This window comes from Pseudomonas sp. Z1-14 (assembly GCF_051132005.1).
Lineage (GTDB): Bacteria > Pseudomonadota > Gammaproteobacteria > Pseudomonadales > Pseudomonadaceae > Aquipseudomonas.
In genome coordinates this window covers 1033898-1058496 of sequence record NZ_CP071646.1, presented here as the reverse complement: position 1 = coordinate 1058496, position 24599 = coordinate 1033898, and the positions used below count along the sequence as shown (strand labels likewise).

The 24599-nt window shown below is 61.5% G+C and carries 27 protein-coding genes; 1 reads left to right on the top strand and 26 read right to left on the bottom strand.

The window, feature by feature from the left end:
* Window positions 1-3 precede the first annotated feature (3 nt).
* From J3P89_RS05000 to trmJ, 22 genes are all read right to left on the bottom strand, one after another.
* Complete coding sequence (locus J3P89_RS05000; protein ID WP_434696875.1) at window positions 4-420, bottom strand: hypothetical protein; 417 nt, start codon at window positions 418-420, stop codon at window positions 4-6.
* A 64-nt stretch (window positions 421-484) separates the two neighbouring features.
* Complete coding sequence (locus J3P89_RS04995; protein WP_434696874.1) at window positions 485-1279, bottom strand: amidohydrolase; 795 nt, start codon at window positions 1277-1279, stop codon at window positions 485-487.
* On the bottom strand, window positions 1267-2415 hold the full coding sequence (locus J3P89_RS04990) for a pyridoxal phosphate-dependent aminotransferase (protein WP_434696873.1): 1149 nt from the start codon (window positions 2413-2415) through the stop codon (window positions 1267-1269). Before J3P89_RS04990 ends, J3P89_RS04995 begins: the two co-directional genes overlap by 13 nt.
* A gap of 269 nt (window positions 2416-2684) precedes the next feature.
* Entirely contained in the window at window positions 2685-4157 is a 1473-nt protein-coding gene (gene der, locus J3P89_RS04985) for a ribosome biogenesis GTPase Der (protein ID WP_434696872.1), read from the bottom strand.
* A 200-nt stretch (window positions 4158-4357) separates the two neighbouring features.
* Entirely contained in the window at window positions 4358-5509 is a 1152-nt protein-coding gene (gene bamB, locus J3P89_RS04980; protein ID WP_434696871.1) for an outer membrane protein assembly factor BamB, read from the bottom strand.
* Window positions 5502-6143: a YfgM family protein gene (locus J3P89_RS04975; protein WP_434696870.1), complete on the bottom strand. Its 642-nt coding sequence runs from the start codon at window positions 6141-6143 to the stop codon at window positions 5502-5504. The genes bamB and J3P89_RS04975 overlap by 8 nt, the downstream gene beginning before the upstream one ends.
* A 40-nt stretch (window positions 6144-6183) precedes the next feature.
* Window positions 6184-7473, bottom strand: coding sequence for a histidine--tRNA ligase (hisS, locus tag J3P89_RS04970; RefSeq protein WP_434696869.1), 1290 nt, complete (start codon window positions 7471-7473; stop codon window positions 6184-6186).
* 22 nt (window positions 7474-7495) lie between these two features.
* Complete coding sequence (gene ispG / locus J3P89_RS04965) at window positions 7496-8605, bottom strand: flavodoxin-dependent (E)-4-hydroxy-3-methylbut-2-enyl-diphosphate synthase (RefSeq protein ID WP_305498996.1); 1110 nt, start codon at window positions 8603-8605, stop codon at window positions 7496-7498.
* A 3-nt stretch (window positions 8606-8608) separates the two neighbouring features.
* Window positions 8609-9640, bottom strand: coding sequence for a RodZ domain-containing protein (locus tag J3P89_RS04960; RefSeq protein ID WP_434655891.1), 1032 nt, complete (start codon window positions 9638-9640; stop codon window positions 8609-8611).
* On the bottom strand, window positions 9640-10398 hold the full coding sequence (gene pilW / locus J3P89_RS04955; protein WP_305498992.1) for a type IV pilus biogenesis/stability protein PilW: 759 nt from the start codon (window positions 10396-10398) through the stop codon (window positions 9640-9642). Before pilW ends, J3P89_RS04960 begins: the two co-directional genes overlap by 1 nt.
* 12 nt (window positions 10399-10410) lie before the next feature.
* Window positions 10411-11559, bottom strand: coding sequence for a 23S rRNA (adenine(2503)-C(2))-methyltransferase RlmN (gene rlmN / locus J3P89_RS04950; RefSeq protein WP_092202362.1), 1149 nt, complete (start codon window positions 11557-11559; stop codon window positions 10411-10413).
* Between the two features lie 28 nt (window positions 11560-11587).
* Window positions 11588-12013 (bottom strand): nucleoside-diphosphate kinase, encoded by a 426-nt coding sequence (gene ndk / locus J3P89_RS04945; protein WP_042727994.1) that lies wholly within the window; start codon window positions 12011-12013, stop codon window positions 11588-11590.
* A gap of 87 nt (window positions 12014-12100) precedes the next feature.
* Window positions 12101-12301: a Fe-S cluster assembly protein IscX gene (gene iscX / locus J3P89_RS04940; protein WP_016773328.1), complete on the bottom strand. Its 201-nt coding sequence runs from the start codon at window positions 12299-12301 to the stop codon at window positions 12101-12103.
* A 13-nt stretch (window positions 12302-12314) separates the two neighbouring features.
* Window positions 12315-12656, bottom strand: coding sequence for an ISC system 2Fe-2S type ferredoxin (gene fdx / locus J3P89_RS04935; RefSeq protein WP_434696868.1), 342 nt, complete (start codon window positions 12654-12656; stop codon window positions 12315-12317).
* Between the two features lie 3 nt (window positions 12657-12659).
* Entirely contained in the window at window positions 12660-14522 is a 1863-nt protein-coding gene (gene hscA / locus J3P89_RS04930) for a Fe-S protein assembly chaperone HscA (RefSeq protein ID WP_434696867.1), read from the bottom strand.
* A 50-nt stretch (window positions 14523-14572) separates the two neighbouring features.
* Complete coding sequence (gene hscB / locus J3P89_RS04925; protein WP_305498984.1) at window positions 14573-15094, bottom strand: co-chaperone HscB; 522 nt, start codon at window positions 15092-15094, stop codon at window positions 14573-14575.
* An 8-nt stretch (window positions 15095-15102) separates the two neighbouring features.
* Window positions 15103-15426, bottom strand: coding sequence for an iron-sulfur cluster assembly protein IscA (gene iscA / locus J3P89_RS04920; RefSeq protein WP_003185155.1), 324 nt, complete (start codon window positions 15424-15426; stop codon window positions 15103-15105).
* Between the two features lie 24 nt (window positions 15427-15450).
* Window positions 15451-15837 (bottom strand): Fe-S cluster assembly scaffold IscU, encoded by a 387-nt coding sequence (iscU, locus tag J3P89_RS04915; RefSeq protein ID WP_003185157.1) that lies wholly within the window; start codon window positions 15835-15837, stop codon window positions 15451-15453.
* Window positions 15838-15880: 43 nt separating this feature from the next.
* Window positions 15881-17095: an IscS subfamily cysteine desulfurase gene (locus J3P89_RS04910; RefSeq protein WP_434571968.1), complete on the bottom strand. Its 1215-nt coding sequence runs from the start codon at window positions 17093-17095 to the stop codon at window positions 15881-15883.
* A gap of 50 nt (window positions 17096-17145) precedes the next feature.
* Complete coding sequence (gene iscR, locus J3P89_RS04905; RefSeq protein WP_030139599.1) at window positions 17146-17637, bottom strand: Fe-S cluster assembly transcriptional regulator IscR; 492 nt, start codon at window positions 17635-17637, stop codon at window positions 17146-17148.
* Between the two features lie 251 nt (window positions 17638-17888).
* Complete coding sequence (gene cysE, locus J3P89_RS04900) at window positions 17889-18665, bottom strand: serine O-acetyltransferase (protein ID WP_434655882.1); 777 nt, start codon at window positions 18663-18665, stop codon at window positions 17889-17891.
* A gap of 1 nt (window position 18666) precedes the next feature.
* Window positions 18667-19437 (bottom strand): tRNA (cytosine(32)/uridine(32)-2'-O)-methyltransferase TrmJ, encoded by a 771-nt coding sequence (gene trmJ / locus J3P89_RS04895; RefSeq protein ID WP_434696866.1) that lies wholly within the window; start codon window positions 19435-19437, stop codon window positions 18667-18669.
* A 144-nt stretch (window positions 19438-19581) separates the two neighbouring features.
* Here trmJ and suhB point away from each other — a divergent pair, with 144 nt between their 5' ends.
* Window positions 19582-20400, top strand: a complete 819-nt coding sequence (suhB, locus tag J3P89_RS04890; protein ID WP_003185165.1) for a type III secretion system regulator SuhB — start codon at window positions 19582-19584, stop codon at window positions 20398-20400.
* Between the two features lie 310 nt (window positions 20401-20710).
* On the opposite strand, the gene J3P89_RS04885 is transcribed toward suhB, so the two are convergent.
* The 4 genes from J3P89_RS04885 to yajC all read right to left on the bottom strand — a co-directional run bounded on the left by J3P89_RS04885 (window position 20711) and on the right by yajC (window position 24571).
* A complete protein-coding gene (locus J3P89_RS04885; protein WP_018607449.1) occupies window positions 20711-21259 on the bottom strand; it encodes a glycine zipper 2TM domain-containing protein in 549 nt (182 codons plus the stop codon).
* Window positions 21260-21376: 117 nt separating this feature from the next.
* Window positions 21377-22291, bottom strand: coding sequence for a protein translocase subunit SecF (secF, locus tag J3P89_RS04880; RefSeq protein ID WP_434571964.1), 915 nt, complete (start codon window positions 22289-22291; stop codon window positions 21377-21379).
* Window positions 22292-22300: 9 nt separating this feature from the next.
* Entirely contained in the window at window positions 22301-24169 is a 1869-nt protein-coding gene (secD, locus tag J3P89_RS04875) for a protein translocase subunit SecD (RefSeq protein WP_434696865.1), read from the bottom strand.
* 63 nt (window positions 24170-24232) lie between these two features.
* Window positions 24233-24571: a preprotein translocase subunit YajC gene (gene yajC / locus J3P89_RS04870; RefSeq protein ID WP_305498975.1), complete on the bottom strand. Its 339-nt coding sequence runs from the start codon at window positions 24569-24571 to the stop codon at window positions 24233-24235.
* Between the last annotated feature and the right edge of the window lie 28 nt (window positions 24572-24599).

Sequence of the window (24599 nt, the reverse complement as noted above, 5' to 3'; positions counted from 1 at the left end):
ATATCAGGCATGGGTATCGATCGAAACCGTCATCGCCTGCAGCAACGCGGCCTGAAGGGTTTGCAATGTGGCCTGGGTCCCCATGATCTGGGTCTGGATCGCCATGGCCTGCTGGGCTTTCTGCTCCTCGTCGGCCCGGCTTTTCTGCACGCGGGCCAATTGGGCCTGCTGGTCGGCCAGCAACTTTTCGGTCCGCTCGATCTGCTTCTTCAGCTGCTCGATGATATTGCTGCCGTTGCTGCCGCCAACACCGGCGATATTTGCGCCGCTGGTGTCGACTTTCAGTTCCTTGTCCTTCTCTTCGCCGGTGTCAGGCGATACCACCGGACTGACGGCTTTCTCTTCCTCGGCGCCCCTGATGGAGACTTTGGGGGCCGACAGCGGATAAGGGTTTACGGTCGTTGCGCTGATACTGGTCATAGGGACTCCTCCTTGGCTGACCTGTTATCGGCGTGCAATACCGTTCCTTGAGGGCTGAATCGTTTCAATAGATGAATTCGAAGCGATCAGCGTCCAGGTTCGCCGGAAAGCGTGTGCGATACGCTGCCAGGTCCGCCGCGCTCAGGCACACCATGAACACGCCGTCGGCCTCGCCGGCACTGAGCAGCGTCTCGCCCTGGAAGTCCAGCACCTGACTGTCACCGGTATAAGCGAAGCCCTTGCCGTCGGTGCCGATCCGGTTCACCGCCGCCACATAGCAGAGATTTTCGATGGCCCGTGCCGGCAGCAGCCGGTTCCAGTGCTGACGCCGGGCGCCCGGCCAGTTGGCGGTATACAGCAACAGGTCGGTGTCCTCGGCATCACGACTCCACGCCGGGAAGCGCAGGTCGTAGCAGATCAGCGGCCGAATCCGCCAGCCCTTGAGCTCGAACAATACCTGCTGGTCACCCGGTGTGTAATGGTTGTGCTCGCCGGCCATGCGAAACAGATGGCGCTTGTCGTAATGCAGCACCTCGCCATCCGGACGCGCCCACAGCAAGCGATTGCGATGGCTGCCGTCGGCGGCCTGGATGATCACGCTGCCGGTGATCACGGCGTCCAGCTTTGCCGCCTGGGACTTGAGCCATTGGCTGGCGGGGCCGTTCTCCGGCTCGGCCAGGGCCTCGGACTCCATGGAAAAACCGGTGGTGAACATTTCCGGCAGGATGATCAGGTCCGCCCCGCGCGCCTGTTCGAGCAGCGCGTCAAAATGTTCCAGGTTGGCCCGGCGGTCATGCCAGGCCAGCGTAGTCTGGATCAAGGCAATGTTCAGATTGGGCAACGCGCTCAGATCACGCATAGTTTTTCCGCCGCTTCGCGCAGCGTCTCCTCGCGTTTGGCAAAGCACAGGCGCACCAGGCGCTGGCCCTGCGGCGGGTTCTGGTAGAACACCGAGATCGGAATGGTCGCCACGCCGTGTTCGCGGGTCATCCAGAGCGCCATGTCGACGTCATTGAGGTCCGGGCGGATCTGCGAATAATCCACCAACTGGAAATACGTGCCGGCGACACGCTGGAAAGTGAAGCGCGACGGCGCCAGCAGATCGCAGAACAGGTCGCGCTTGGCCTGATAGAAATCCGGCAGTTCATCGACATGCTCCGGATGCTCGGCCATGTAGTCGGCCAACGCGTATTGCAACGGTGTCACCCCGCAGAAACTGACGTACTGGTGCACCTTGCGCAGCTCCGCCGTCAGGGCCTCTGGCGCGACCACATAGCCGGTTTTCCAGCCTGTGACGTGGTAGGTCTTGCCGAACGAACTGACAACAAAGGCACGGCGATACAGCTCTTCGTGGGCAAGGACGCTGACATGGGGCACGTCGTCGAATACCAGGTGCTCATAAACCTCATCGCTGATCAGGTAGATGTCGCGATCGCGAATCAACGCCGCCAACTGGTCCAGCTCGGCGCGGCTGATCAATGCGCCGCTGGGGTTGTGCGGCGTGTTGAGGATGATCATCCGTGTGCGCGGGCTCAGGGCTTCGCCAAGCTTCTGGAAGTCGATGGCAAAATCATCCAGGCCCAGTTGCACATGTACGCAACGCCCGCCGGCCAGTTGCACGGCAGGTTCGTAGCTGTCGTACGCTGGGTCGAAGACGATCACTTCGTCGCCGCTGTGTACCACCGCCGCGATGGCGCAGAAAATCGCCTGGGTCGCGCCGGGGGTCACGGTGACTTCCTGATCGGCGTCGACGCTGGCGCCATAGCTGCGGGCGATCTTTGCTGCGATCTGCTGGCGCAGGGCTGGCAGGCCGGTCATCGGCGAATATTGATTGTGGCCTTGGGCGATATGCCGGCCCACTGCATCGCGCAGGGCCTGCGGGCCATCGAAATCGGGAAACCCCTGGGACAGGTTCAGCGCACCGGTCTGCGCGGCAAGCTGGGACATCTGGGTAAAAATGGTGATGCCGACATTCGGCAACTTGCTGGTGATCATCGAGGGTTCCCTGGGTCTGCACCCGGCTCTGGCGCGGCGCGGGAGAGGTCGAGGATAGCCCAATCGCCGGGCATGAAAAAGGGTGCCCCGTGGGCACCCTCTTCAATTGTTGCCGAACACCGTGGCGAGGGAGCTTGCTCCCGCTGGGTTGCGAAGCAGCCCCAAGATGTATCCACCACAGCGGTGCATCAGACAAAACGCAGGGGGCTGCTGCGCAGCCCAGCGGGAGCAAGCTCCCTCGCCACAAAAGCGGTCCTGAGCAGCCAGGATCAGCGCTTGTCGCGGCGCTTCTTGTCGGCCTTCTTGTGGTGCGACATCAAGCGGCGCTTCTTGTTGACCTGGCGGTCGGTGAGCGTGTTCTTGTTGCCTTCGTACGGGTTCTCGCCGCCCTTGAACTCGATGCGGATCGGCGTGCCGACCAGCTTCAGGACGCGACGGTAAGTGTTTTCCAGATAACGAACGTAGGACTTGGGCACCTTCTCGATCTGGTTACCGTGGATCACGATGATCGGTGGGTTGGCACCGCCCAAGTGGGCGTAGCGCAGCTTGATCCGGCGGTTGTTGACCATCGGTGGCGCATGCTCGCCGACCGCGTCTTCGAGAATCTGGGTCAGGCGGTTGGTCGGCCAGCGGGTAACCGCCGACTTGAACGAGTTCTGCACCGAGGCGTAGAGGTTGCCCACGCCGGTACCGTGCAGGGCCGAGATGAAGTGGATGTCGGCAAAGTCGACGAAGAACAGCCGACGCTGCAGTTCGACCTTGACGTAATCGCGCTCGCTCGGCGTCATGCCGTCCCACTTGTTGATCGCGATGACCAGTGCACGACCGGCTTCCAGGGCGAAACCCAGCAGGTTCAAGTCGTGATCGACCACGCCTTCGCGGGCGTTCATCACGAAGATCACCACGTTGGCGTCTTTGATCGCCTGCAGCGTTTTGACCACGGAGAATTTTTCGACTTCCTCGTGGATCTTGCCGCGCTTGCGCACACCGGCCGTGTCGATCAGCGTGTACTTCTCTTCGTTACGCTCGAAGGGAATGTAGATGCTGTCACGGGTGGTGCCGGGCTGGTCGTAGACGATGACCCGGTCTTCACCGAGCATGCGGTTGACCAGCGTCGACTTGCCGACGTTCGGGCGGCCGATGATAGCGATCTTGATGCCGTCCTTTTCGCTCGGACCCGGAATGCGCTTGGCTTCCTCGCCCTCGGCAACGACTTCTTCCTCGCCCTCTTCCGGCTCGTCTTCATCGTCCTTGGGGAAATCAGCCAGGGCGATTTCCAGCATCTGGGTGATGCCGCGACCGTGGGCACCGGCGATCGGAATCGCCTGGCCCATGCCCAAAGGTGCGAACTCGGCGCGAGCCATGTCCGGGTCGATATTGTCGACCTTGTTGGCGACCACATAGGAACGCTTGTTACGTTTGCGCAAATGCTCGGCGATCATCTGGTCGGCGGCGGTAAAACCGGCCTTGGCGTCTACCAGGAACAGCACCACATCGGCTTCTTCGATGGCGAGCAGCGACTGCTCGGCCATTTTTTCGTCCATGCCGTGTTCATCACCGGAGATGCCACCGGTGTCGACCAGAATATAGGTACGCCCTTGCCACTTGGCCTCACCGTATTGGCGATCACGGGTCAGACCGGACAAGTCGCCGACGATAGCGTCGCGAGTCCTGGTCAGGCGGTTGAACAAGGTGGACTTGCCGACGTTCGGTCGGCCCACCAGGGCGATTACGGGAACCATGCGGCTCTCCACTTCGTTATTTCAGAAAATACAAAAGCCGCTGCGAGGCAGCGGCTGGTGCTCGGGGGCCACCTTGTGGGAGCGAGCCTGCTCGCGAAAGCAGTGGGTCAGTCGACATACAGGCCGCTGGACCAGCGCATTCGCGAGCAGGCTCGCTCCTACAAAGGTGAAGCCGCTTGGGAATTAACCCAAGCATAGTCTTACTTGATGGTCAGGGCTTCCAGTTTGCCGCTGTTGCCATACACATAGATCATGTTTCCCACCACCAGCGGACGGGCACGCAGGCCGTCGCTGTCGATGCGCTCGCGACCGACGAAACGACCGTCAACCTGGCTGAGCAGGTGCAGGTAACCTTCCAGGTCACCCACTGCAACGTAGCTGGAGAACACTTCCGGGGCCGACAGTTGGCGACGGGCCAGGGAGTCGTTGCTCCACAATGCGGTGGTGGAACGCTCGTCAACGCCTTCGACGGTGCCCGAGGACAGGCTCACGTAGACGCTGCCGAAACCTTGGGCGACACCGGCGTAGCTCGACGCATCGCGCTGCCACAACGGACGACCGCTTTCCAGGTCCAGCGCCGCAACGCGGCCCTGATAACTGGCGACGTACAGCGTACCGCCGGACAGCAGCAGGCCGCCGTCGATGTCGACCACACGCTCCAGCTCCGAACGACCTTGCGGGATCGCTACGCGCTGTTCCCAGACCGGTACGCCGTTGGAAATATCCAGGGCCACGACTTTACCGGTCGACAAGCCAGCCACCGCGAGGCGGTTGGTGACGATCGGCGCACTGGTGCCACGCAGGGTCAGTACCGCCGGAGTGCTGTCGTACAACCAGCGCTGGTTGCCGGTGGCGGCATCCAGGCCAATCAGGCGGTCGTCCTGGGTCTGCACCACCACCACGTCACCGTTGGTAGCGGGCGGCGCGAGCACTTCGCTGGTCACGCGGGCGCGCCATCTCTCTTCACCGCTGCTCGCGTCCAGGGCGACGATCTCGCCCTTGAGCGTGCCGATCATGACCAGCCCGTAACCCACGCCAACGGCGCCGGACACAGGCAGCTCAAGATCCTTTTCCCATTTGACGTCGCCGCTCATGCGATCCATGGCCATGACGACGCCAGTCACGTCGCCGGCATAGAGGGTGTCGCCGTCGATGGCCGGCACCAGCATGTTGTAGGTTTCACCCTGGCCGTCACCGACGGAGCGGCTCCATTGCTTCTGCAGCACGACTTCTTCTTTGAAATCGGTCAGTTCGGCCGGAGGCAGTTCTTTCTTGCTGTTGCTGCTGCAACCCGCGGCCAGAATGGCCAGGGCCAGCAATGCTGCATGTTTCCAACGGATCACGTCACGCATCCCCTTTGGCCAGGTCGTCCAGCTTGATTTGCAGGCCACCGACTGCGGCTTCATCCGACAGCGCAGCCTTGGCTTTTTGGTAGGCCGCATGGGCCTCATTGGCACGGCCCAGCTGTACCAGCAGGTCGCCCTTGAGTTCTTCGCGGGTCGCCAGGAACGCCTTGTCGGCGTCGCCGTCGAGCAGCTTCAGCGCGTCTTCGGCCTTGTTCTGTGCTGCCAGCACCTGCGCCAGGCGCTGACGCGCGACTTCGCCCAGGGTCGGGTTGGCCGGTTTGTCGACGATGGCTTTCAGCTCGGTGACCGCGTCGTCCAGCTTGCCGCTGTCGACCGCGACCTTGGCCACGAACAGGCTGCCGTACTGGGCGTAGGCGGTGCCGCCGAACTCTTTGTTGAGCTTGCCGGCCAGGTCCGCCACGCGCGCCGCGTCAGGCTTGCCGTCGGGGGTCAGGGTGGTTTCCAGCAGTTGCTGGTAAAGCAACGAGGCACCTTGCGACTGGTTGCTCTGGTATTTCTGGTAGGCCTGCCAGCCGAACACGATGACCAGCGCCAACAGGCCGCCAGTGACCAGCGGCTTGCCGTTGCGCGTCCACCAGTCCTTCAAATCCGCCAGCTGTTCATCTTCGGTACTCGACACCCCAATACTCCTTAATCGCTAAATCGGCTGTTTGACAGCTTCAACCCTGCACGACGCAGGTGGCCAGGTGTGCAGCAAGCGCATCCCAGGCAATGCTTTGTTGTTCGCCCTGGCCACGCAGGGGTTTGAAACCTACCACTTGTTGAGCCAGTTCGTCGTCACCAAGAATCAGTGCGTACAGTGCACCGCTCTTGTCGGCCTTCTTGAATTGGCTCTTGAAGCTGCCGGCGCCGGCGTTGATCTGCAGGCGCAGGTTGGGCAACTGGTCACGGATCCGCTCGCTCAGGGCCAGGGCGGCCAGTTCTGCGGCCTCGCCAAAGGCGCACAGGTAGACGTCGACCTGACGGGACAGCTCTTCGGGCACTTTATCCAGCGCCTCAAGCATCAGCACCAGACGCTCGATGCCCATGGCGAAGCCCACGCCCGGGGTCGGCTTGCCGCCCATCTGCTCCACCAGCCCGTCGTAGCGGCCACCGGCGCATACGGTGCCCTGGGCGCCGAGCTTGTCGGTGACCCATTCGAAGACGGTCTTGCTGTAGTAATCCAGGCCACGGACCAACTTGGGGTTGATCACGTAAGGGATGCCGACGGCGTCCAGACGTGCCTTCAGCCCTTCGAAATGCGCGCGGGATTCGTCGTCGAGGTAGTCGGCCATTTTCGGCGCGTCCACCAGGACCGCCTGGGTCTCCGGGTGCTTGGTATCGAGCACGCGCAGCGGGTTGGTCTTCAGGCGGCGCTGGCTGTCTTCGTCGAGCTTGTCGACATGGGCGGACAGAAACTCCACCAACGCCTCGCGGTAGCGGCCACGGGATTCGCTGGTGCCCAGGCTGTTGAGCTCAAGCTTGACCGCATCGCGCAGGCCCAGCTCGCCCCACAGGCGCCAGGTCATCACAATCAGCTCGGCATCGATGTCCGGACCTTCAAGGTTGAATACTTCGAGGCCGATCTGGTGAAACTGGCGATAACGACCTTTCTGCGGACGCTCGTGGCGGAACATCGGGCCGATGTACCAGAGTTTCTGCACCTGGCCGCCGCCGGTGATGCCGTGCTCAAGCACTGCACGCACGCATGCTGCCGTGCCTTCGGGGCGCAGGGTCAGGGAATCGCCGTTGCGGTCGTCGAAGGTGTACATCTCTTTTTCGACGATGTCGGTCACTTCACCGATGGAGCGCTTGAACAGCTCGGTGAACTCGACGATGGGCATGCGGATCTGCCGGTAACCGTAGTTATCCAGCAGGCGCGCGACGGTGCCCTCGAAATAGCGCCACAGGGGCGTCTGCTCGGGCAGGATGTCGTTCATGCCACGAATGGCTTGCAGAGACTTGCTCACGTGTATTCCTTAATCTTGCGACTTAACCGCGCGCGATGACCGCTGCGTCGGCTTCGACCTTTTCGGCCGCTTTCTGGCGGATCAGCTTTTCCAGCTCATCCACCAGATTGTCATTCGTCAGTTTCTGCGACGGCTTGCCGTCGATGTAAATCAGGTTCGGCGTGCCGCCCGTCAGGCCGATATGGGCCTCCTTGGCTTCGCCGGGCCCGTTGACCACGCAACCGATCACCGCGACATCCAGCGGCACCAGCAGGTCTTCAAGGCGCCCTTCCAGCTCGTTCATGGTCTTGACCACATCGAAGTTCTGCCGCGAGCAGCTCGGGCAGGCGATGAAGTTGATCCCACGAGAACGCAGGTGCAGGGACTTGAGGATGTCGTAGCCGACTTTCACTTCCTCGACCGGGTCCGCCGCCAACGAGATGCGGATGGTATCGCCAATCCCTTCGGCGAGCAGCATACCGAGGCCGACGGCAGATTTCACCGTACCCGAGCGCAACCCACCGGCTTCGGTGATGCCCAGGTGCAACGGCTGGACGATTTCCTTGGCCAGCAGGCGGTAGGCTTCGACGGCCATGAACACGTCGGAGGCCTTCACGCTGACCTTGAAGTCCGGGAAATTCAGGCGTTCGAGGTGCTCGACATGGCGCAGCGCCGATTCCACCAGCGCGGCCGGAGTCGGTTCGCCGTACTTCTTCTGCAGGTCTTTTTCCAGGGAACCGGCGTTGACGCCGATGCGGATCGGAATGCCCCGGTCACGGGCGGCATCCACCACCGCGCGCACCCGATCTTCGCGACCGATGTTGCCCGGGTTGATGCGCAGGCAGTCGACGCCCAGCTCGGCCACGCGCAAGGCAATGCGGTAGTCGAAGTGAATGTCGGCCACCAACGGCACCTTGACCAGCTGCTTGATCTTGCCGAACGCCTCGGCGGCGTCCATGTCCGGCACGGATACGCGCACGATATCGACGCCGGCGGCTTCAAGACGATTGATTTGCGCGACCGTGGCGGCCACGTCATTGGTGTCGCTGTTGGTCATGCTCTGCACAGCGATTGGCGCATCGCCGCCCACGGGCACGTTACCGACCCAGATCTTCCGGGATTCGCGACGCTTGATAGGAGATTCGCCGTGCATGACTTATTGACCCAACTTCAGGCGAGCGGTCTCGCCACTGGTGAACGGAGCCACATCGACCGGCTGGCCGTTGTAGCTGACCTGCGCGCCACGGGCATAGCCCAGGCGTACGGCAAACGGCGGCCGGCCGTTGACGGACGTGCTGTCGCCCTTGCGCTTGAGGCCGCTGAACAGGACCTTGCCGTTGCCGTCGGTAATCTGCGTCCAGCAATCGGCGGTGAACTGGATCTGTACCTGGCCATCGCCGGGCGCAGGAGCCGGGGCCGCCGGGGTTGCTGGCGCTGCTGGCACGGCCGGAGCGGCCACGGTTGGCGCTAGCGTGACGGGGGCTGGAGCCGCCGGGGTGGTCGGCGCGCTGCCGGCATGGGCCGGAGCCGTGGGGGCGGCGGGTGTTGGGGCTGGCGCGGGAGCGGATGGCACGACAGGCTCGGCACCCGCGGCGGCATCGGTCTCGCCGCTGTCCTGGCCTTGAGGCAATGCCAGGGCGGTTTCACCCTCGGTCTGCCCCTCGACAACAGCCTGGTCTTCCGGCTCATCCAGCGGATGAATCTGGGTGGTGCCGTCGGCGCCTTCGACTTCGACATGCTCAGGGTTCATCGCAACCGGCTCCTTGCTGCGCAAGGAAGCCTGATCCTGCCACCAGACGAAACCGCCACCGATCACCGCGATCAGCAGCAACAGGCTGACGATACGCAAAATGGTATGGGAAACGCGCACTGGCTCCTCGATACGGCCCAGGCTGTGCACACTGCTGCCCTGGGCGTCGGAACCGGTGTATTGATCGAATTGCTGGACCAGCACGGTCTGGTCCATGCCAAGCAACTTGGCATAGGCGCGGATGTAGCCCCGGGCGAAAGTATGCCCAGGCAATTTGTCGAACGCGCCGGCTTCCAGGTTGCTCAGGGAAGTCACGGTGAGATTGAGCTTGAGGGCCACTTCGGCCAGCGACCAACCATTGCTTTCGCGGGCTTGACGCAGGGTCTCACCGGGATTTACGCGAGTCGCTGCTACAACTTCGGGATGCGCCGCTTTCATCATTGCTCCGACAGGTATTGCTGATATTCCGGCGTACCGGGATAGAGTCTTTTGAGTTGCAGGCCATAACTGGCGGCCTTGTCACGATCTTCAAACACATGCGCCAGCCGAACGCCGAGCAATAGACTACGTGCATTTTGCTCGCTGAGCAGGCTAAACCGCTCGTAATAGTCGCGAGCGGGCACATAATGCCTGTCTTCGTAAGACAACTCAGCCATTTCCAGCAACGCGCGCGGTTGCTGGCGGTTGAGCCGCAGCGCCTTTTCGAGCTGCTGGCGGGCCAGGTCACGCTGGCCGAGTTTCGCGGCGGTCATGCCGAGGTTCTCGAACACCCGCGAACGCTCAGGGTAAAGGGTATCGGCGGCCGCTTGCTCGAAGCGCTCGTAGGCTTCCTTGTAGCGTGCCTGCTCGTAGAGGAAGCTGCCGTAGTTGTTGAGGATCCGGGCGTCTTGCGGGCGGGCGGACAACGCCTTGCGAAAGTGTTCATCGGCCAGTTCCGGCTCCATCTCGGCCTGGAACACCAGGGCCAGCGCCGCATTGGCATCGGCGTCCGAGCTGTCCAGCTCCAGGGCCTTCTTGAGCGGCACCTTGGCCCGCTCGGTCATGCCCTGTTGCAAATAGCCGATGCCCAGCTGCACATAGGCCTCGCGCGCTTCGTCACGGCCCTTGCTGGTTTTCATCGGGTTATAGTCGCCCGACAGAACACAACCGGAACAAAGACCGGCCAGCAGCAACAGCAGCGCAAAGCGCAGGGACATAGAGTTCCTCTCTTAGTGACTGTTCGCAGCGTTCTGTACTGCATCGTCCGCGGCGTTCAATTCGCGCACGGCAATGTAGCGTTCGCTGCGACGGGTGCGATCCAGCACCTGTCCTACCAATTGGCCACACGCGGCATCGATGTCTTCGCCACGGGTGGTGCGCACGGTGACGTTGAAGCCAGCGTGGTGAAGCTGATCCTGGAACCGACGAATCGCATTGTTGCTCGGACGCTCGTAGCCGGAATGCGGGAACGGGTTGAACGGGATCAGGTTGATCTTGCACGGGATGTTCTTGAGCAGTTCGATCATCTCGACCGCATGTTCAACCTTGTCATTCACGTCCTTGAGCAAGGTGTACTCGATGGTCAGCACGCGCTTTTCGCCCAGGGACGACATGTAGCGCTGGCACGACTCGAGCAGCATCTTAAGCGGATACTTCTTGTTGATCGGCACCAATTGGTTACGCAATGCGTCATTCGGTGCGTGCAGCGACAACGCCAGCGAGACGTCGATGTGCTTGGCCAGCTCATCGATCATCGGCACCACGCCTGAGGTGGACAGGGTCACGCGGCGCTTGGAGATGCCGTAGCCCAGGTCATCCATCATCAGGTGCATGGCGGCGACGACGTTGTCGAAGTTCAGCAGCGGCTCACCCATGCCCATCATCACCACGTTGGTGATGGCACGGTCGACGGTTGCCGGGACGCTGCCAAAGGATTTGTTGGCAATCCACACCTGGCCGATCACTTCGGCGGCGGTGAGGTTGCTGTTGAAGCCTTGCTTGCCGGTGGAGCAGAAACTGCAATCCAGGGCACAGCCTGCCTGGGACGAAACGCACAAGGTGCCGCGCTTGCCCTGGGGAATGTAGACGGTCTCGACGCAGCTGCCGGACGCCACGCGCACCACCCACTTGCGGGTGCCGTCGCTGGAAATGTCCTGGCTGACCACTTCAGGGCCGCGAATCTCGGCAACGGCCTTGAGCTTTTCGCGCAGGGCCTTGCCGACATTCGTCATGGCGTCGAAATCGTCGACGCCAAAGTGGTGAATCCATTTCATCACCTGACCGGCACGGAAACGCTTCTCCCCGATCGAGTCGAAGAATTTCTCCATTTCCGGCTGGGTCAGGCCCAACAGGTTGGTTTTGCCGTTCGATGTAGTCATGGATTCACCTTCACTCAAAAGCCTGGGCTTAGCGAGTGGTTACTTCAGTAGCGGAGAAAAAGTAAGCGATTTCGCGAGCAGCGGCGGCTTCGGAGTCCGAACCGTGGACGGCGTTGGCGTCGATGGATTCAGCGAAGTCAGCACGGATGGTGCCGGCAGCAGCTTCTTTAGGGTTGGTAGCGCCCATCAGCTCACGGTTGCGAGCGATGGCGTTTTCGCCTTCCAGCACCTGAACGACAACCGGACCGGAAGTCATGAAGGCAACCAGTTCACCGAAGAAACCGCGCTCGCTGTGCTCAGCGTAGAAGCCTTCGGCTTCGGCTTTGGACAGTTGCTTCATTTTCGAAGCTACAACGCGCAGGCCAGCGTCTTCGAAGCGGGTAACGATCTTGCCGATCACGTTTTTAGCAACGGCGTCAGGCTTGATGATGGAGAAAGTACGTTGAACAGCCATGGTGTAACTCCAGAAACGGTAATTTACGAAAAATTAAACCCGCGAATTATACGCGGGTTCTTGGGTATTGCCTAACCTGCGAGGCGATCAGTCCAATTCTGCGGCCCAGAGCTCCTGAACCGCTTCCAACACCTTCTCGCCGACTCGGCCAGAGGTGGCATCGAAGTCAGGCAGCTCAAGGATCATCTGCTGCAGACGGACGAAACCTACAGAGTACGGATCGAGACCCTCGTGGGCTTCGGCCAATTCTTCCGCGATGCGTTGTACATCATTCCAACCATAGCTCATGACAGTGTCACCATCAGTGCGGCGCTTCGGCCGCATGGTTAAGTGAGTATCTCGGGATTTCGACGGTCAGGTCTTCAGTGCCGACGATGGCCTGGCAACCCAGACGCGATTGCGGCTCAAGCCCCCAGGCGCGGTCAAGAAAGTCTTCTTCCAGCTCGTCCGCCTCTTCCAGCGACTCGAAACCTTCACGAATGATGCAGTGGCAGGTCGTGCAAGCGCAAACGCCGCCACAGGCACTTTCCATCTCGATGTGGTGTTTGTGGGCCAGGTCAAGAATGGACGTTCCGGGCTCGGCTTCCACGACCATGCCGTCCGGGCAGAACTTCTCGTGGGGCAGAAAAATCACCTGCGGCATCAGTTATTCCTCGATTTCATTCAGGTTGCGCCCCGCCAGGGCGGCTTTCACCGTCGAGTCCAGGCGGCGGGCAGCAAAGGCATCGGTGACTTGCGACAGACGCTTGGTCTGCTGCTCGATGGCATAACCATCGGTGCCCTTGATCAATTCGGAGAGTTCTTGCATCTGCATTTCGATGACCATGCGCTCCTCGGCGTCGAGCAAGCGCTCGCCGTCGGCTTCGAGGGCGGCTTGCACGGCTTCGACCAGGCGCTGGGCATCGACCTGCTGCTCGCGCAGCACACGTGCGACTTTGTCGTCGCTGGCGTGCTGGAACGAATCCTTGAGCATCTTGGCGATTTCGCCGTCGGTCAGGCCGTAGGACGGCTTGACCTGGATGCTTGCCTCGACGCCCGAACCGAGTTCGCGGGCGGAGACATTGAGCAGGCCATCGGCGTCGACCTGGAAGGTCACGCGAATCTTCGCCGCGCCGGCAACCATCGCCGGGATGCCGCGCAATTCGAAACGCGCGAGGGAGCGGCAATCGCTGATCAATTCACGCTCGCCTTGCAGCACATGAATCATCATGGCCGACTGGCCGTCTTTATAAGTAGTGAAATCCTGGGCGCGGGCGACGGGGATGGTGGTGTTGCGCGGGATCACCTTCTCCATCAGGCCGCCCATGGTTTCCAGGCCCAGGGACAACGGAATCACGTCGAGCAGCAGCAATTCGCCGCCCTCGCGCTTGTTGCCAGCCAGGGTATCGGCCTGGATCGCGGCACCGATGGCGACCACCTGGTCCGGGTCGATTTCAGTCAGCGGCTGACGGCCAAAGGCTTCGGCAACGGCTTCGCGAACCCGAGGCACACGGGTCGAACCACCGACCATGACCACGGCCTTGACATCTTCCAGCTCGACGCCGGAATCACGCACGGCACGGCGGCAGGCCTTGAGGCTGCGGGCGACCATGGGTTCGATGAGGGCATTGAAGGCTTCGCGGGTCAGCGTGGCTGTCCATTCGCCGTAAGTGACTTCAACGCTGGCGGCGTCGGTCAAGGCTTCCTTGGCGGCGCAGGCGGTTTGCAGCAGATGGCGCTGGGTACCCGGATCGAGATCAGCGGACAAGCCCGCCTGCTCGATGATCCAGCCGGCAATAGCGTGATCGAAATCGTCGCCGCCCAGGGCGCTGTCGCCACCGGTGGCGAGGACTTCGAAGACCCCGCCGGTCAGGCGGAGGATCGAAATATCAAACGTGCCGCCGCCCAGGTCGTAAATGGCGACGAGGCCCTCGGCATGCTGGTCCAGCCCGTACGCCACCGCAGCCGCCGTCGGCTCGTTGAGCAGACGCAGCACGTTGAGACCGGCGAGCTTGGCCGCGTCCTTGGTGGCTTGGCGCTGGGCGTCATCGAAATAGGCCGGGACGGTGATCACCGCGCCCACCAGTTCACCGCCCAACGCGGCTTCGGCGCGCTGACGCAGGACCTTGAGGATATCAGCGGAGACTTCTACCGGGCTTTTCGGGCCTTGCACGGTTTCGATGAACGGCATGTGGGATTCGCCGCCGACGAAACGGTACGGCAGTTGATCGCCCAATTGCTTGACGTCGGACAGACCACGACCCATCAAGCGCTTGACCGACACGACGGTATTGAGTGGATCGGTGGCGGCGGCCAGCTTCGCCGACTCGCCAACTTCGACGCGATCGGCGTGGTAGCGCACGGCAGACGGCAGGATCACCCGCCCCTGCTCGTCGGCCAGCGGCTCGGAAAGACCGCTGCGCAAAGCAGCGACCAGGGAATTGGTGGTACCCAAGTCGATCCCGACAGCCAGGCGACGCTGGTGCGGTTGTGGACTTTGGCCGGGTTCGGCGATCTGCAGTAGGGCCATCGTAATCAGGACTTATCTGTAATCAGGCGTGCGACCGGAGCGGCACTGGGTTAATCGTCGAGGCGCTCTTCCAGCTGGCGCACTTCGTAGGTCAGCTTGTCGAGGAACTGCATGCGCCGCATCAGGCGTTCGGCCTGTTCGCGTTGCGCAGCGTCGTTCCAGCAGGCGGCGAAGCTCTCGTTGAGTTCTTGCTGGGCGTCTTTCAGGCGACGCTTGAAGACCGCGACACCCGCCAGGTCGGCGCTGTCCTGCAGGTCTTCGAGCTCCTCGCGCCATTGCATCTGCTGCAACAGGAACTCGGGATCGTGCACCGTGACTTCCAGGGGCAGCTCATGACCGCTGATGGCGAGCAGGTAACGCGCGCGCTTGGCCGGACTCTTGAGCGTCTGGTAGGCCTCGTTGAGGTTCGCCGACTGCTCGAGCGCCCGCCGCTGCTCAGCCTCGGAGGCATCGGCAAAGCGGTCGGGGTGGACACCACGGGCCAGTTCCAGATAACGCGCGGACAACTGATCGAGGTCCAGCTGGAAAGCAGGCTGCAACTGGAACAACGCAAAATGACAAGGAGTACCCACGAGCAGCCTCAGATGTTGAAGCTTTCGCCGCAGCCACATTCACCGCGCACGTTGGGGTTGTTGAACTTGAAGCCTTCGTTCAACCCTTCCTTGACGAAATCCAGCTCGGTGCCGTCCAGGTACGTCAGGCTCTTGGGGTCGATGATCACTTTCTGACCATGACTCTCGAACACCTGATCGTCTTCACCGACTTCGTCGACGAATTCCAGTACATAGGCGAGGCCGGAACAACCCGTGGTGCGAACACCCAGGCGGATACCCTCGCCCTTGCCGCGCCCCGCAAGTGAGCGCTGGATATGGTTAGCTGCCGCTTCTGTCATCTGGATAGCCATGGAAACTCCTTACCGTAACGCGGATCAGATCAAGCCTTTCTTCTGCTTGTAGTCGCGAACGGCGGCCTTGATGGCGTCCTCAGCGAGTACCGAGCAGTGGATTTTCACTGGCGGCAAGGCCAGTTCTTCGGCCAACTGAGTGTTCTTGATGGTTTCGGCTTCGTCGAGAGTCTTGCCCTTCATCCACTCGGTGGCCAGGGAGCTGGACGCGATGGCGGAGCCGCAGCCGTAGGTCTTGAACTTGGCATCTTCGATGATGCCTTGTTCGTTGACCTTGATCTGCAGACGCATCACGTCGCCGCACGCCGGGGCGCCGACCATGCCGGTGCCGACGTCAGGATCCTGCGCGTCCATCTTGCCGACGTTGCGCGGGTTCTCGTAGTGGTCGATGACCTTTTCGCTATATGCCATTTGCTTCAATCCTCATCAGTGGAGCCGCTCTGGTGGCGACTTCTCAGTGCGCCGCCCATTCGATTTTCGAAATGTCGACGCCGTCTTTGTACATGTCCCACAGCGGCGAAAGAGCACGCAGCTTGGTAACGGCCTCGCAGACTTTCTGCGCGGCGTAATCGATTTCTTCTTCGGTGGTGAAGCGGCCGAAGGTGAAGCGGATCGAGCTGTGAGCCAGTTCGTCGTTGCGGCCCAGGGCACGCAATACGTAGGAAGGCTCCAGCGACGCCGAGGTGCACGCCGAACCGGACGACACGGCCAGATCCTTGAGCGCCATGATCAGCGACTCGCCTTCAACGTAGTTGAAGCTCAGGTTCAGGTTGTGTGGAACGCGGGCGGTCATGCTGCCGTTGACGTAGAGCTCTTCGAGGTGCTCGACCTGCTTGAAGAAACGGTCGCTCAAGGCCTTGATGCGCACGTTCTCGGCGGCCATGTCTTCCTTGGCCACGCGGAAGGCTTCGCCCATGCCAACGATCTGGTGGGTCGCCAGGGTACCGGAACGCATGCCACGCTCGTGACCGCCGCCGTGCATGGTCGCTTCGAGGCGAACACGCGGCTTGCGGCTGACGTACAGGGCGCCAATGCCTTTAGGGCCATAAGTCTTGTGGGCCGAGAACGACATCAGGTCGACTTTCAGCTTGGACAGGTCGATGTCGACCTTGCCGGTGGACTGCGCGCCATCGACGTGGAACAGGACGCCCTTGGAACGGGTCAGTTCGCCGATGGCCGCGATGTCGTTGACGGTGCCGATTTCGTTGTTCACGTGCATGATCGAAACCAGGATGGTGTCGTCGCGCAGTACGGCTTCGACCATGGCCGGGGTGATGATGCCGTCTTCACCGGGCTCGATGTAGGTGACTTCGAAGCCTTCACGCTCCAGTTGGCGCATGGTGTCCAGGACAGCCTTGTGCTCGATCTTGGAGGTGATCAGGTGCTTGCCCTTGGTGTGGTAGAAATGCGCGACACCCTTGATTGCCAGGTTGTCGGACTCGGTGGCACCGGAGGTCCAGACGATCTCGCGGGGGTCGGCATTGACCAGGTCGGCGACCTGGCGACGGGCGTTTTCGACCGACTCTTCGGCTTTCCAGCCGAACACGTGGGAACGCGAGGCCGGGTTGCCGAAGTTTCCGTCGACCAGCAGGCATTCACTCATCTTTTGCGCGACACGCGGATCAACCGGGGTGGTCGCAGAGTAATCAAGGTAAATCGGCAATTTCATGGACTCTCTCCTAAATCAGGCTGGCTGGCGTTCCGCGTGCTCTGCGGCAGTCATTCGACGGCGGACGCTTCAATCTTGTCCAGGTGCGGCGCCTTGCCATTGCAACGGCGCTGGTCCTGACGCTGGGCTACTTCTTGCACCTCACGGCGAGTCACAAGGTCGGCCAAGCTGATACCACTCAGAAATTCGTGAATCTGCAGGCTCAAGTCGCACCACAGATGATGGGTCAGGCAAGTATCGCCGCCGTGGCAGTCGCCCAGCCCTTGGCATTTGGTCGCATCGACCGATTCGTTCACGGCATCGATCACCTGGGCGACCTGGATGCCTTGCATCTCGCGCGACAGCTGGTAGCCGCCACCGGGGCCACGAACGCTGGAGACCAGGTTGCTGCGGCGCAGCTTGGCGAACAGCTGTTCGAGGTAGGACAGGGAGATGCCCTGGCGTTCGGAGATATCGGCCAGGGACACCGGCCCGTGCTGCGCATGCAATGCCAGATCCAGCATTGCGGTCACGGCGTATCGGCCTTTTGTAGTCAGTCGCATGGACAATTACCACGAAGTTCGGAATGGGGGCGAGTATGCAATTCCCGAGTATTTAAGTCAAGTATAAGACCTAGTGCTTTACTCGGGTTTACCCGCAAAAGAGCGCGCGCATGATAGCAAACGTAGGCGGCTAACGACCAGCTGTACCGCGTTATCGTTCTTCGCGAGCAGGCTCGCTCCCACAGGGGATTGGCGGTCCAGCGCAGATCCAGTGTGGGAGCGAGCCTGCTCGCGAAGAGGCCTGCCGGGTTTCAGCTAGCCTGGCTTTGGTCCTTGTCCTTCACGCACGCAAAGTCTTCCTCGCGCAGTTCCGGCAGATCCTTGGCACAATAATCACTCCCCAGCTCCTTCAGTGCGCCGCACATCCCCTCCAGGCGCCCGTCCACCGCTTGCAGGTGATCGAGCAACTGGTTGATGGCGCGCGCCACCGGGTCGGGCATGTCTTCGCCGACACCGTAGGCGTCGAAGCCGATCTTCTCGGCCATGGCCTTGCGCCGGGCGTCCTGCTCTTCGTCCGACTTGACGATGATCCGCCCCGGAATACCCACCACGGTCGCGCCGGGCGGCACGGCCTTGGTGACCACGGCGTTGGAGCCGACTTTCGCTCCCGCGCCCACGGTGAACGGGCCGAGCACCTTGGCGCCAGCACCGACGACAACGCCGTTTTCCAGGGTCGGGTGGCGCTTGCCTTTGTTCCAGCTGGTGCCGCCAAGGGTCACGCCCTGATAGAGCGTCACGTCGTCGCCGATCTCGGCGGTCTCGCCGATGACGATGCCCATGCCGTGATCGATGAAGAACCGCCGGCCGACCTTGGCGCCCGGATGGATCTCGATGCCGGTCAGCCAGCGGCCGAAGTTCGAGACCAGCCGCGCCAGCCATTTCCAGCCCATGTTCCACAAGGCGCCGGACAGGCGATGGATCCAGATGGCGTGCATGCCGGGATAGCAGGTCAGCACTTCAAAGGCATTGCGCGCCGCCGGGTCACGATGGAAGACGCTCTGGATATCTTCACGCAAACGTTCGAACATTTTATTCCTTCCGCTTAATCAGCTCGCCACGGGCCGCTTTCTGGGTTTCCGTGAGGATGCCGCGCAATATATTCATTTCCGCCCGGCTCACCGAGCTTCGTCCGTACAACCGACGCAGGCGCGCCATCAAGTGCCGAGGCTTGTCCGGGTCGAGGAATTCGATGTCCACCAGGGTCTGTTCCAGGTGTTCATAGAATCGCTCCAGCTCGTCCATGGTCGCCAGTGTCTCACTGCGCGGCGACGTCGCCTCGAATTTTTCCACCTTGCTGGGCTGGCCTTCGGCGTGCAGCCAGGCCATGCGCACTTCATAGCTCAACACCTGCACCGCCGCCCCGAGGTTCAGCGAGCTGAAGCCGGGGTCGGAGGGGATATGCACGTGAAAATGACATCGCTGCAGCTCTTCATTGGTGAGGCCGGAATCTTCACGGCCGAACACCAAGGCGATTTCCGCGCCCTGCCCCGCTTCCTCGACCACCTTGGTGCCGCATTCGCGAGGATCGAGCAGCGGCCAGGGGATACGGCGGTCGCGGGCGCTGGTGCCGAGCACCAGGTTGCAACCCACCAAGGCGTCTTCCAGGGTGGCGACAACCTGGGCATTGGCGAGAATGTCACCGGCGCCGGATGCCCGCGCGTCGGCTTCGTGATGGGGAAACGAGCGCGGCTCAACCAGCACCAGCCGCGACAGGCCCATGTTCTTCATGGCCCGCGCAGCTCCGCCGATGTTACCCGGATGGCTGGTATTGACCAGGACGACACGAATGTTCTGCAACAAGGGAGGCGCTCTCGAACATATAAAAGGGAGCAAATCTTACCTAAGCACCTACCGTTAAGCTATGAAAGCGAACACCAACCTTCTCCTGAGAAAACTTTCTGATAGAATGCGCGGCTTTCTTTAACAACCTTAGGTGACACATCCATGCAGCCCATGCTGAATATCGCGCTGCGCGCCGCCCGCAGCGCCAGTGAACTGATCTTCCGCTCCATCGAGCGCCTGGATACCATCAAGGTCGATGAAAAAGACGCCAAGGACTACGTGTCCGAGGTTGATCGCGCCGCCGAACAGAAAATCGTCGACGCCCTGCGCAAGGCTTACCCGAACCACTCCATCCTCGGTGAAGAGACCGGCATGCACGCCGGTACCGGCATCGAAGGCGAAGAGTACCTGTGGATCATCGATCCGCTGGACGGTACCACCAACTTCCTGCGCGGCATTCCTCACTTCGCTGTCAGCATCGCCTGCAAATACCGTGGCCGCCTGGAACATGCCGTCGTGCTGGATCCGGTTCGCCAGGAAGAATTCACCGCCAGCCGTGGCCGTGGCGCCCAACTGAACGGTCGTCGCCTGCGCGTCAGCGGCCGCACCAGCCTGGACGGCGCCCTGCTGGGCACCGGTTTCCCGTTCCGTGATGACCAGATGGACAACCTCGACAACTACCTGGGCATGTTCCGCGCCCTGGTCGGCCAGACCGCCGGCATCCGCCGCGCCGGTGCCGCGAGCCTGGACCTGGCTTATGTAGCTGCCGGTCGTTTCGATGCGTTCTGGGAATCGGGCCTGTCCGAGTGGGACATGGCGGCAGGCGCCCTGTTGATCCAGGAAGCGGGTGGCTTGGTGAGCGACTTCACCGGCGGCCACGATTTCCTTGAAAAAGGCCACATCGTTGCCGGCAACACCAAATGCTTCAAGGCTGTACTGACGGCGATCCAGCCGCACCTGCCGGCTTCGCTGAAGCGCTAAGCCGCTCGGCTCAAGAGAAGCACCCTTCGGGGTGCTTTTTTTTGCCTGTCACTTTACCCGGATACAGGTAATCCGTGGCGAGGGAGCTTGCTCCCGCTCGGTTGCGCAGCGACCGCAAAATCTCGGGTCTGCTGCGCAGCCCAGCGGGAGCAAGCTCCCTCGCCACGATGGGTTACACCTTGAATATGGAGCAGACTGAGCCACCGCCTTCGCGAGCAGGCTCGCTCCCACAGGGAATACGGGGTGGGCGCGGGACAGAAAATACGGGCAAAAAAAAGCACCCCGGAGGGTGCTTTTTCATAGCGGTGGATTACTGGGCCGGTTCGTTCTGGCCCAGGATCAGTTGACCTTCCTTGCTGACCGGGATCTGGTTGCCCGGGTCGCGGTCCATACGGACTTTGCCTTCCTTGCCGTCGAGCATGTAGCGAACGTCGTAGCCTACAACCTTGTCGCTGATGTCATTGACGGTGTTGCAGCGAGTCTGGGTGGTGGTGTACGTGTCGCGCTCCTGCATGCCTTCCTGAATCTTGTTACCGGCATAACCGCCGCCGGCCGCACCCGCGACGGTGGCAATCTTCTTGCCGTTGCCGCCGCCGATCTGGTTACCCAACAGGCCACCGGCCACGGCGCCGAGCACGGTGCCGGCGATCTGATGTTGATCCTGAACCGGCTTCTGCCGGGTCACTGTCACGTCCTTGCACACTTCACGCGGGGTCTTGATCTGGGTCTTGACCGGTTCCACGGCCAGTACTTGCGCATACTCAGGGCCACTTTTTACCAAGCTGTAGGTGGCGACCGCACCACCGGCTGTTACACCGACAGCACCCAATACCGCACCAACCAGCATCGATTTGTTCACTTGAACCTCCAGGCCATTACAAGCGGATTAATCCGCGCTTCTCCCAGCCTTGGAGCACAAAAAAAGGCGCGAGTTCAACTCGCGCCTTTTGAGCGGTGACGGACGGAAAACCGAGCCTTACGGGCGGTCATCCACCTCGGTCTCGGTGGCCGCCGGAGGAATCAGATCCTCGGAGCTCAGGTTCAACCAGATCAGCACCACGTTGGCGATGTAGATCGACGAGTAGGTACCCGCCATCACACCGATGAACAGCGCGATGGAGAAACCGAACAGGTTGTCGCCGCCAAACACTAGCAGCGCGACAATCGCCAGCAAGGTGGAGATCGATGTCGCCATGGTCCGCAGCAGGGTCTGGGTGGTCGAGATGTTGATGTTCTCGATCAACGAGGCCTTGCGCAGCACTCGGAAGTTTTCGCGCACCCGGTCGAACACGACGATGGTGTCGTTGAGCGAGTAACCGATGATCGCCAGCACCGCCGCCAGCACCGTCAGGTCGAAGGTGATCTGGAAGAACGACAGGATGCCCACGGTCACGATCACGTCGTGGATCAGCGAGACAATCGCGCCGACCGCGAACTTCCACTGGAAGCGGAAAGCCAGGTAGAGCATCACGCCGCCCAGCGCCAACAGCATGCCGAGGCCGCCCTGGTCGCGCAGCTCCTCTCCCACCTGCGGACCGACGAACTCGACGCGCTTGACCTGGGCCGGGTTATCGCCACCGGCCTTCTGCAAGGCCTCGGCGACCTGGTGGCCCAGTTGCGGGTCTTCACCCGGCATACGCACCAGCAAATCGGTGGTGGCGCCAAAGCTCTGCACCACGGCATCGCTGTAGCCCGAGCTCGCCAGTTGCTCACGCACCTTGGTGACGTCGGCCGGACGCTCGTAGGTCAGCTCGATGAGCGTACCGCCGGTGAAATCCAGGCCGTAGTTCAGACCCTTGGTGGCCCAGCTGAACAACGCCAGTGCCGTGAGGAACAATGTGACGCCGAACGCAATGTTGCGAACGCCCATGAAGTTGATTGTACGTAACATGGCAGCCCCTTAAATCCACAACTTCTTGAAGTCACGACCGCCAAAGATCAGGTTGACCATTGCGCGGGTCACCATGATGGCTGTGAACATCGAGGTAAAGATCCCGAGGGACATGGTCACTGCGAAACCCTTGACCGGGCCGGTGCCCATGGCAAAGAGAATCCCGCCGACCAGCAACGTGGTCAGGTTGGAGTCGAGAATCGCGGTGAATGCCCGGCCGAAGCCTTCGTTGATTGCCCGCTGGATCGACATGCCCGCGGCGATCTCTTCACGTATCCGCGAGAAGATCAGCACGTTGGCGTCCACCGCCATACCCATCGTCAAGACGATACCGGCGATACCCGGCAGGGTCAGCGTGGCGCCCAGCAACGACATCAGGGCCAGCAACAGCACCATGTTCACCGCCAGCGCAACCGTGGCGATCAGGCCGAAGAAGCGGTAGATGGCGATGATGAACAGCGACACGAACAGCATGCCCCACAGGGACGCATCGACGCCCTTGGTGATGTTGTCGGCACCCAGGCTCGGGCCGATGGTGCGTTCTTCAGCGAAGTACATCGGCGCGGCCAGGCCACCGGCACGCAGCAGCAGGGCCAGCTCCGAGGATTCGCCCTGGCCGTTCAGGCCGGTGATGCGGAACTGGCTGCCCAGTGGCGACTGGATGGTCGCCAGGCTGATGATCTTCTTCTCTTCCTTGAAGGTCTGGACCGGTACGTCTTTCTCGACGCCGTTGACCACCTGTTTGGTGTAGGTGGTGGTCGGCTTCTGCTCGATGAAGATCACCGCCATGCTGCGCCCGACGTTGCTGCGCGTGGCGCGGCTCATCAGTTCGCCGCCGTGGCCGTCGAGACGGATGTTCACCTGTGGACGACCTTGCTCGTCGAAGCCCGCCTGGGCGTCGGTCACCTGGTCACCGGTGATGATCAGGCCGCGCTCGATCTGCGCCGCCGGACGACCGCCTTCGCGGAACTCGAAGCTCTCGGAAGTTGCCTTGGAAGCACCCGGCCCAGCGGCCAGGCGGAATTCCAGGTTGGCGGTCTTGCCGAGGATACGCTTGGCTTCGGCAGTGTCCTGCACACCCGGCAACTCAACCACGATGCGGTTGGCGCCCTGGCGCTGGACGATCGGCTCGGCCACACCCAGCTCGTTGACGCGGTTACGCACCGTGGTCAAGTTCTGCTTGATGGAGTATTCGCGGATTTCCGCCAGCTTGGCCGGGGTCATCGCCAGACGCAGCACCGCCTGACCATTGAGGTCGGCCGGCACAATGTCGAAATCGTTGAAATTCTTGCGGATCAGGGCACGGGCCTGTTCGCGGGCATCTTCATCGCTGAAGCCCAGCTGAATGGCACCTTCGAACTGCGGCAGGCTGCGATAACGCACGCGCTCTTTACGCAGCAGGCTCTTGACGTCGCCTTCGTAGACTTTCAGTCGCGCGTCGAGGGCTTTTTCCATGTCCACTTCCAGCAGGAAGTGCACACCGCCGGACAAGTCCAGGCCCAGCTTCATCGGGTGGGCGCCAAGATTGCGCAGCCACTGCGGGGTGGTCTGGGCCAGGTTCAAGGCCACAACGTAATCGTCGCCCAACGCCTTGCGAACCACATCCTTGGCCGGCAACTGGTCTTCAGACTTGACCAGGCGCAACAGGCCGCCCTTGCCGTTTTCGGCGATGGACGCAGCCTTGACCTCGATATTGGACGCCTTGAGCGCAGCGCTCGCACGGTCCAGATCGGCCTGGGTGACCTGCAACGCCGTGCTGGCGCCGCTGACCTGAATGGCCGGGTCATCCGGGTAGAGATTGGGAGCGGAATAAATCACACCGACCGCCAGCACTGCCAGGATCAGTAGGTATTTCCACAGAGGGTATTTGTTCAGCATCACGCCGCCCGCTTATGACGCGGGGCGCCTTGCGCGCCCCGTCGATTGAAGAGAAGTTGTTACTTAGATCGCTTTCAGCGTGCCTTTTGGCAGCGTGGCCGCGATGGCGCCCTTCTGAAACTTCATTTCAACAGTGTCGGACACTTCCAGAACCACGAAGTCATCCGCCACTTTGGTGATCTTGCCGGCGATGCCGCCGGTGGTGACCACTTCATCACCTTTCTGCAAGCTGCCGAGCAGGTTCTTCTGCTCTTTGGCGCGCTTGGCCTGTGGACGCCAGATCATCAGGTAGAAGATGACCAGGAAGCCGACCAGGAAAATCCACTCGAAACCGCCACCCATAGGGCTGGCAGCAGCAGGTGCAGCCGCGTCAGCCATGGCATTAGAGATAAAAAAGCTCATTTAGCACTCCAGTTGCAAATATTGAATC

What these genes read in the sequence shown, in the direction of transcription:
- J3P89_RS05000 (WP_434696875.1), bottom strand. Translation starts at nt 420, where the DNA reads ATGACCAGTATCAGCGCAACGACCGTAAACCCTTATCCGCTGTCGGCC.
- J3P89_RS04995 (WP_434696874.1), bottom strand. Translation starts at nt 1,279, where the DNA reads ATGCGTGATCTGAGCGCGTTGCCCAATCTGAACATTGCCTTGATCCAG.
- J3P89_RS04990 (WP_434696873.1), bottom strand. Translation starts at nt 2,415, where the DNA reads ATGATCACCAGCAAGTTGCCGAATGTCGGCATCACCATTTTTACCCAG.
- der (WP_434696872.1), bottom strand. Translation starts at nt 4,157, where the DNA reads ATGGTTCCCGTAATCGCCCTGGTGGGCCGACCGAACGTCGGCAAGTCC.
- bamB (WP_434696871.1), bottom strand. Translation starts at nt 5,509, where the DNA reads ATGCGTGACGTGATCCGTTGGAAACATGCAGCATTGCTGGCCCTGGCC.
- ispG (WP_305498996.1), bottom strand. Translation starts at nt 8,605, where the DNA reads ATGCACGGCGAATCTCCTATCAAGCGTCGCGAATCCCGGAAGATCTGG.
- J3P89_RS04960 (WP_434655891.1), bottom strand. Translation starts at nt 9,640, where the DNA reads ATGAAAGCGGCGCATCCCGAAGTTGTAGCAGCGACTCGCGTAAATCCC.
- pilW (WP_305498992.1), bottom strand. Translation starts at nt 10,398, where the DNA reads ATGTCCCTGCGCTTTGCGCTGCTGTTGCTGCTGGCCGGTCTTTGTTCC.
- rlmN (WP_092202362.1), bottom strand. Translation starts at nt 11,559, where the DNA reads ATGACTACATCGAACGGCAAAACCAACCTGTTGGGCCTGACCCAGCCG.
- ndk (WP_042727994.1), bottom strand. Translation starts at nt 12,013, where the DNA reads ATGGCTGTTCAACGTACTTTCTCCATCATCAAGCCTGACGCCGTTGCT.
- iscX (WP_016773328.1), bottom strand. Translation starts at nt 12,301, where the DNA reads ATGAGCTATGGTTGGAATGATGTACAACGCATCGCGGAAGAATTGGCC.
- fdx (WP_434696868.1), bottom strand. Translation starts at nt 12,656, where the DNA reads ATGCCGCAGGTGATTTTTCTGCCCCACGAGAAGTTCTGCCCGGACGGC.
- hscA (WP_434696867.1), bottom strand. Translation starts at nt 14,522, where the DNA reads ATGGCCCTACTGCAGATCGCCGAACCCGGCCAAAGTCCACAACCGCAC.
- iscA (WP_003185155.1), bottom strand. Translation starts at nt 15,426, where the DNA reads ATGGCTATCCAGATGACAGAAGCGGCAGCTAACCATATCCAGCGCTCA.
- iscU (WP_003185157.1), bottom strand. Translation starts at nt 15,837, where the DNA reads ATGGCATATAGCGAAAAGGTCATCGACCACTACGAGAACCCGCGCAAC.
- J3P89_RS04910 (WP_434571968.1), bottom strand. Translation starts at nt 17,095, where the DNA reads ATGAAATTGCCGATTTACCTTGATTACTCTGCGACCACCCCGGTTGAT.
- iscR (WP_030139599.1), bottom strand. Translation starts at nt 17,637, where the DNA reads ATGCGACTGACTACAAAAGGCCGATACGCCGTGACCGCAATGCTGGAT.
- cysE (WP_434655882.1), bottom strand. Translation starts at nt 18,665, where the DNA reads ATGTTCGAACGTTTGCGTGAAGATATCCAGAGCGTCTTCCATCGTGAC.
- suhB (WP_003185165.1), top strand. Translation starts at nt 19,582, where the DNA reads ATGCAGCCCATGCTGAATATCGCGCTGCGCGCCGCCCGCAGCGCCAGT.
- secF (WP_434571964.1), bottom strand. Translation starts at nt 22,291, where the DNA reads ATGTTACGTACAATCAACTTCATGGGCGTTCGCAACATTGCGTTCGGC.
- secD (WP_434696865.1), bottom strand. Translation starts at nt 24,169, where the DNA reads ATGCTGAACAAATACCCTCTGTGGAAATACCTACTGATCCTGGCAGTG.
- yajC (WP_305498975.1), bottom strand. Translation starts at nt 24,571, where the DNA reads ATGAGCTTTTTTATCTCTAATGCCATGGCTGACGCGGCTGCACCTGCT.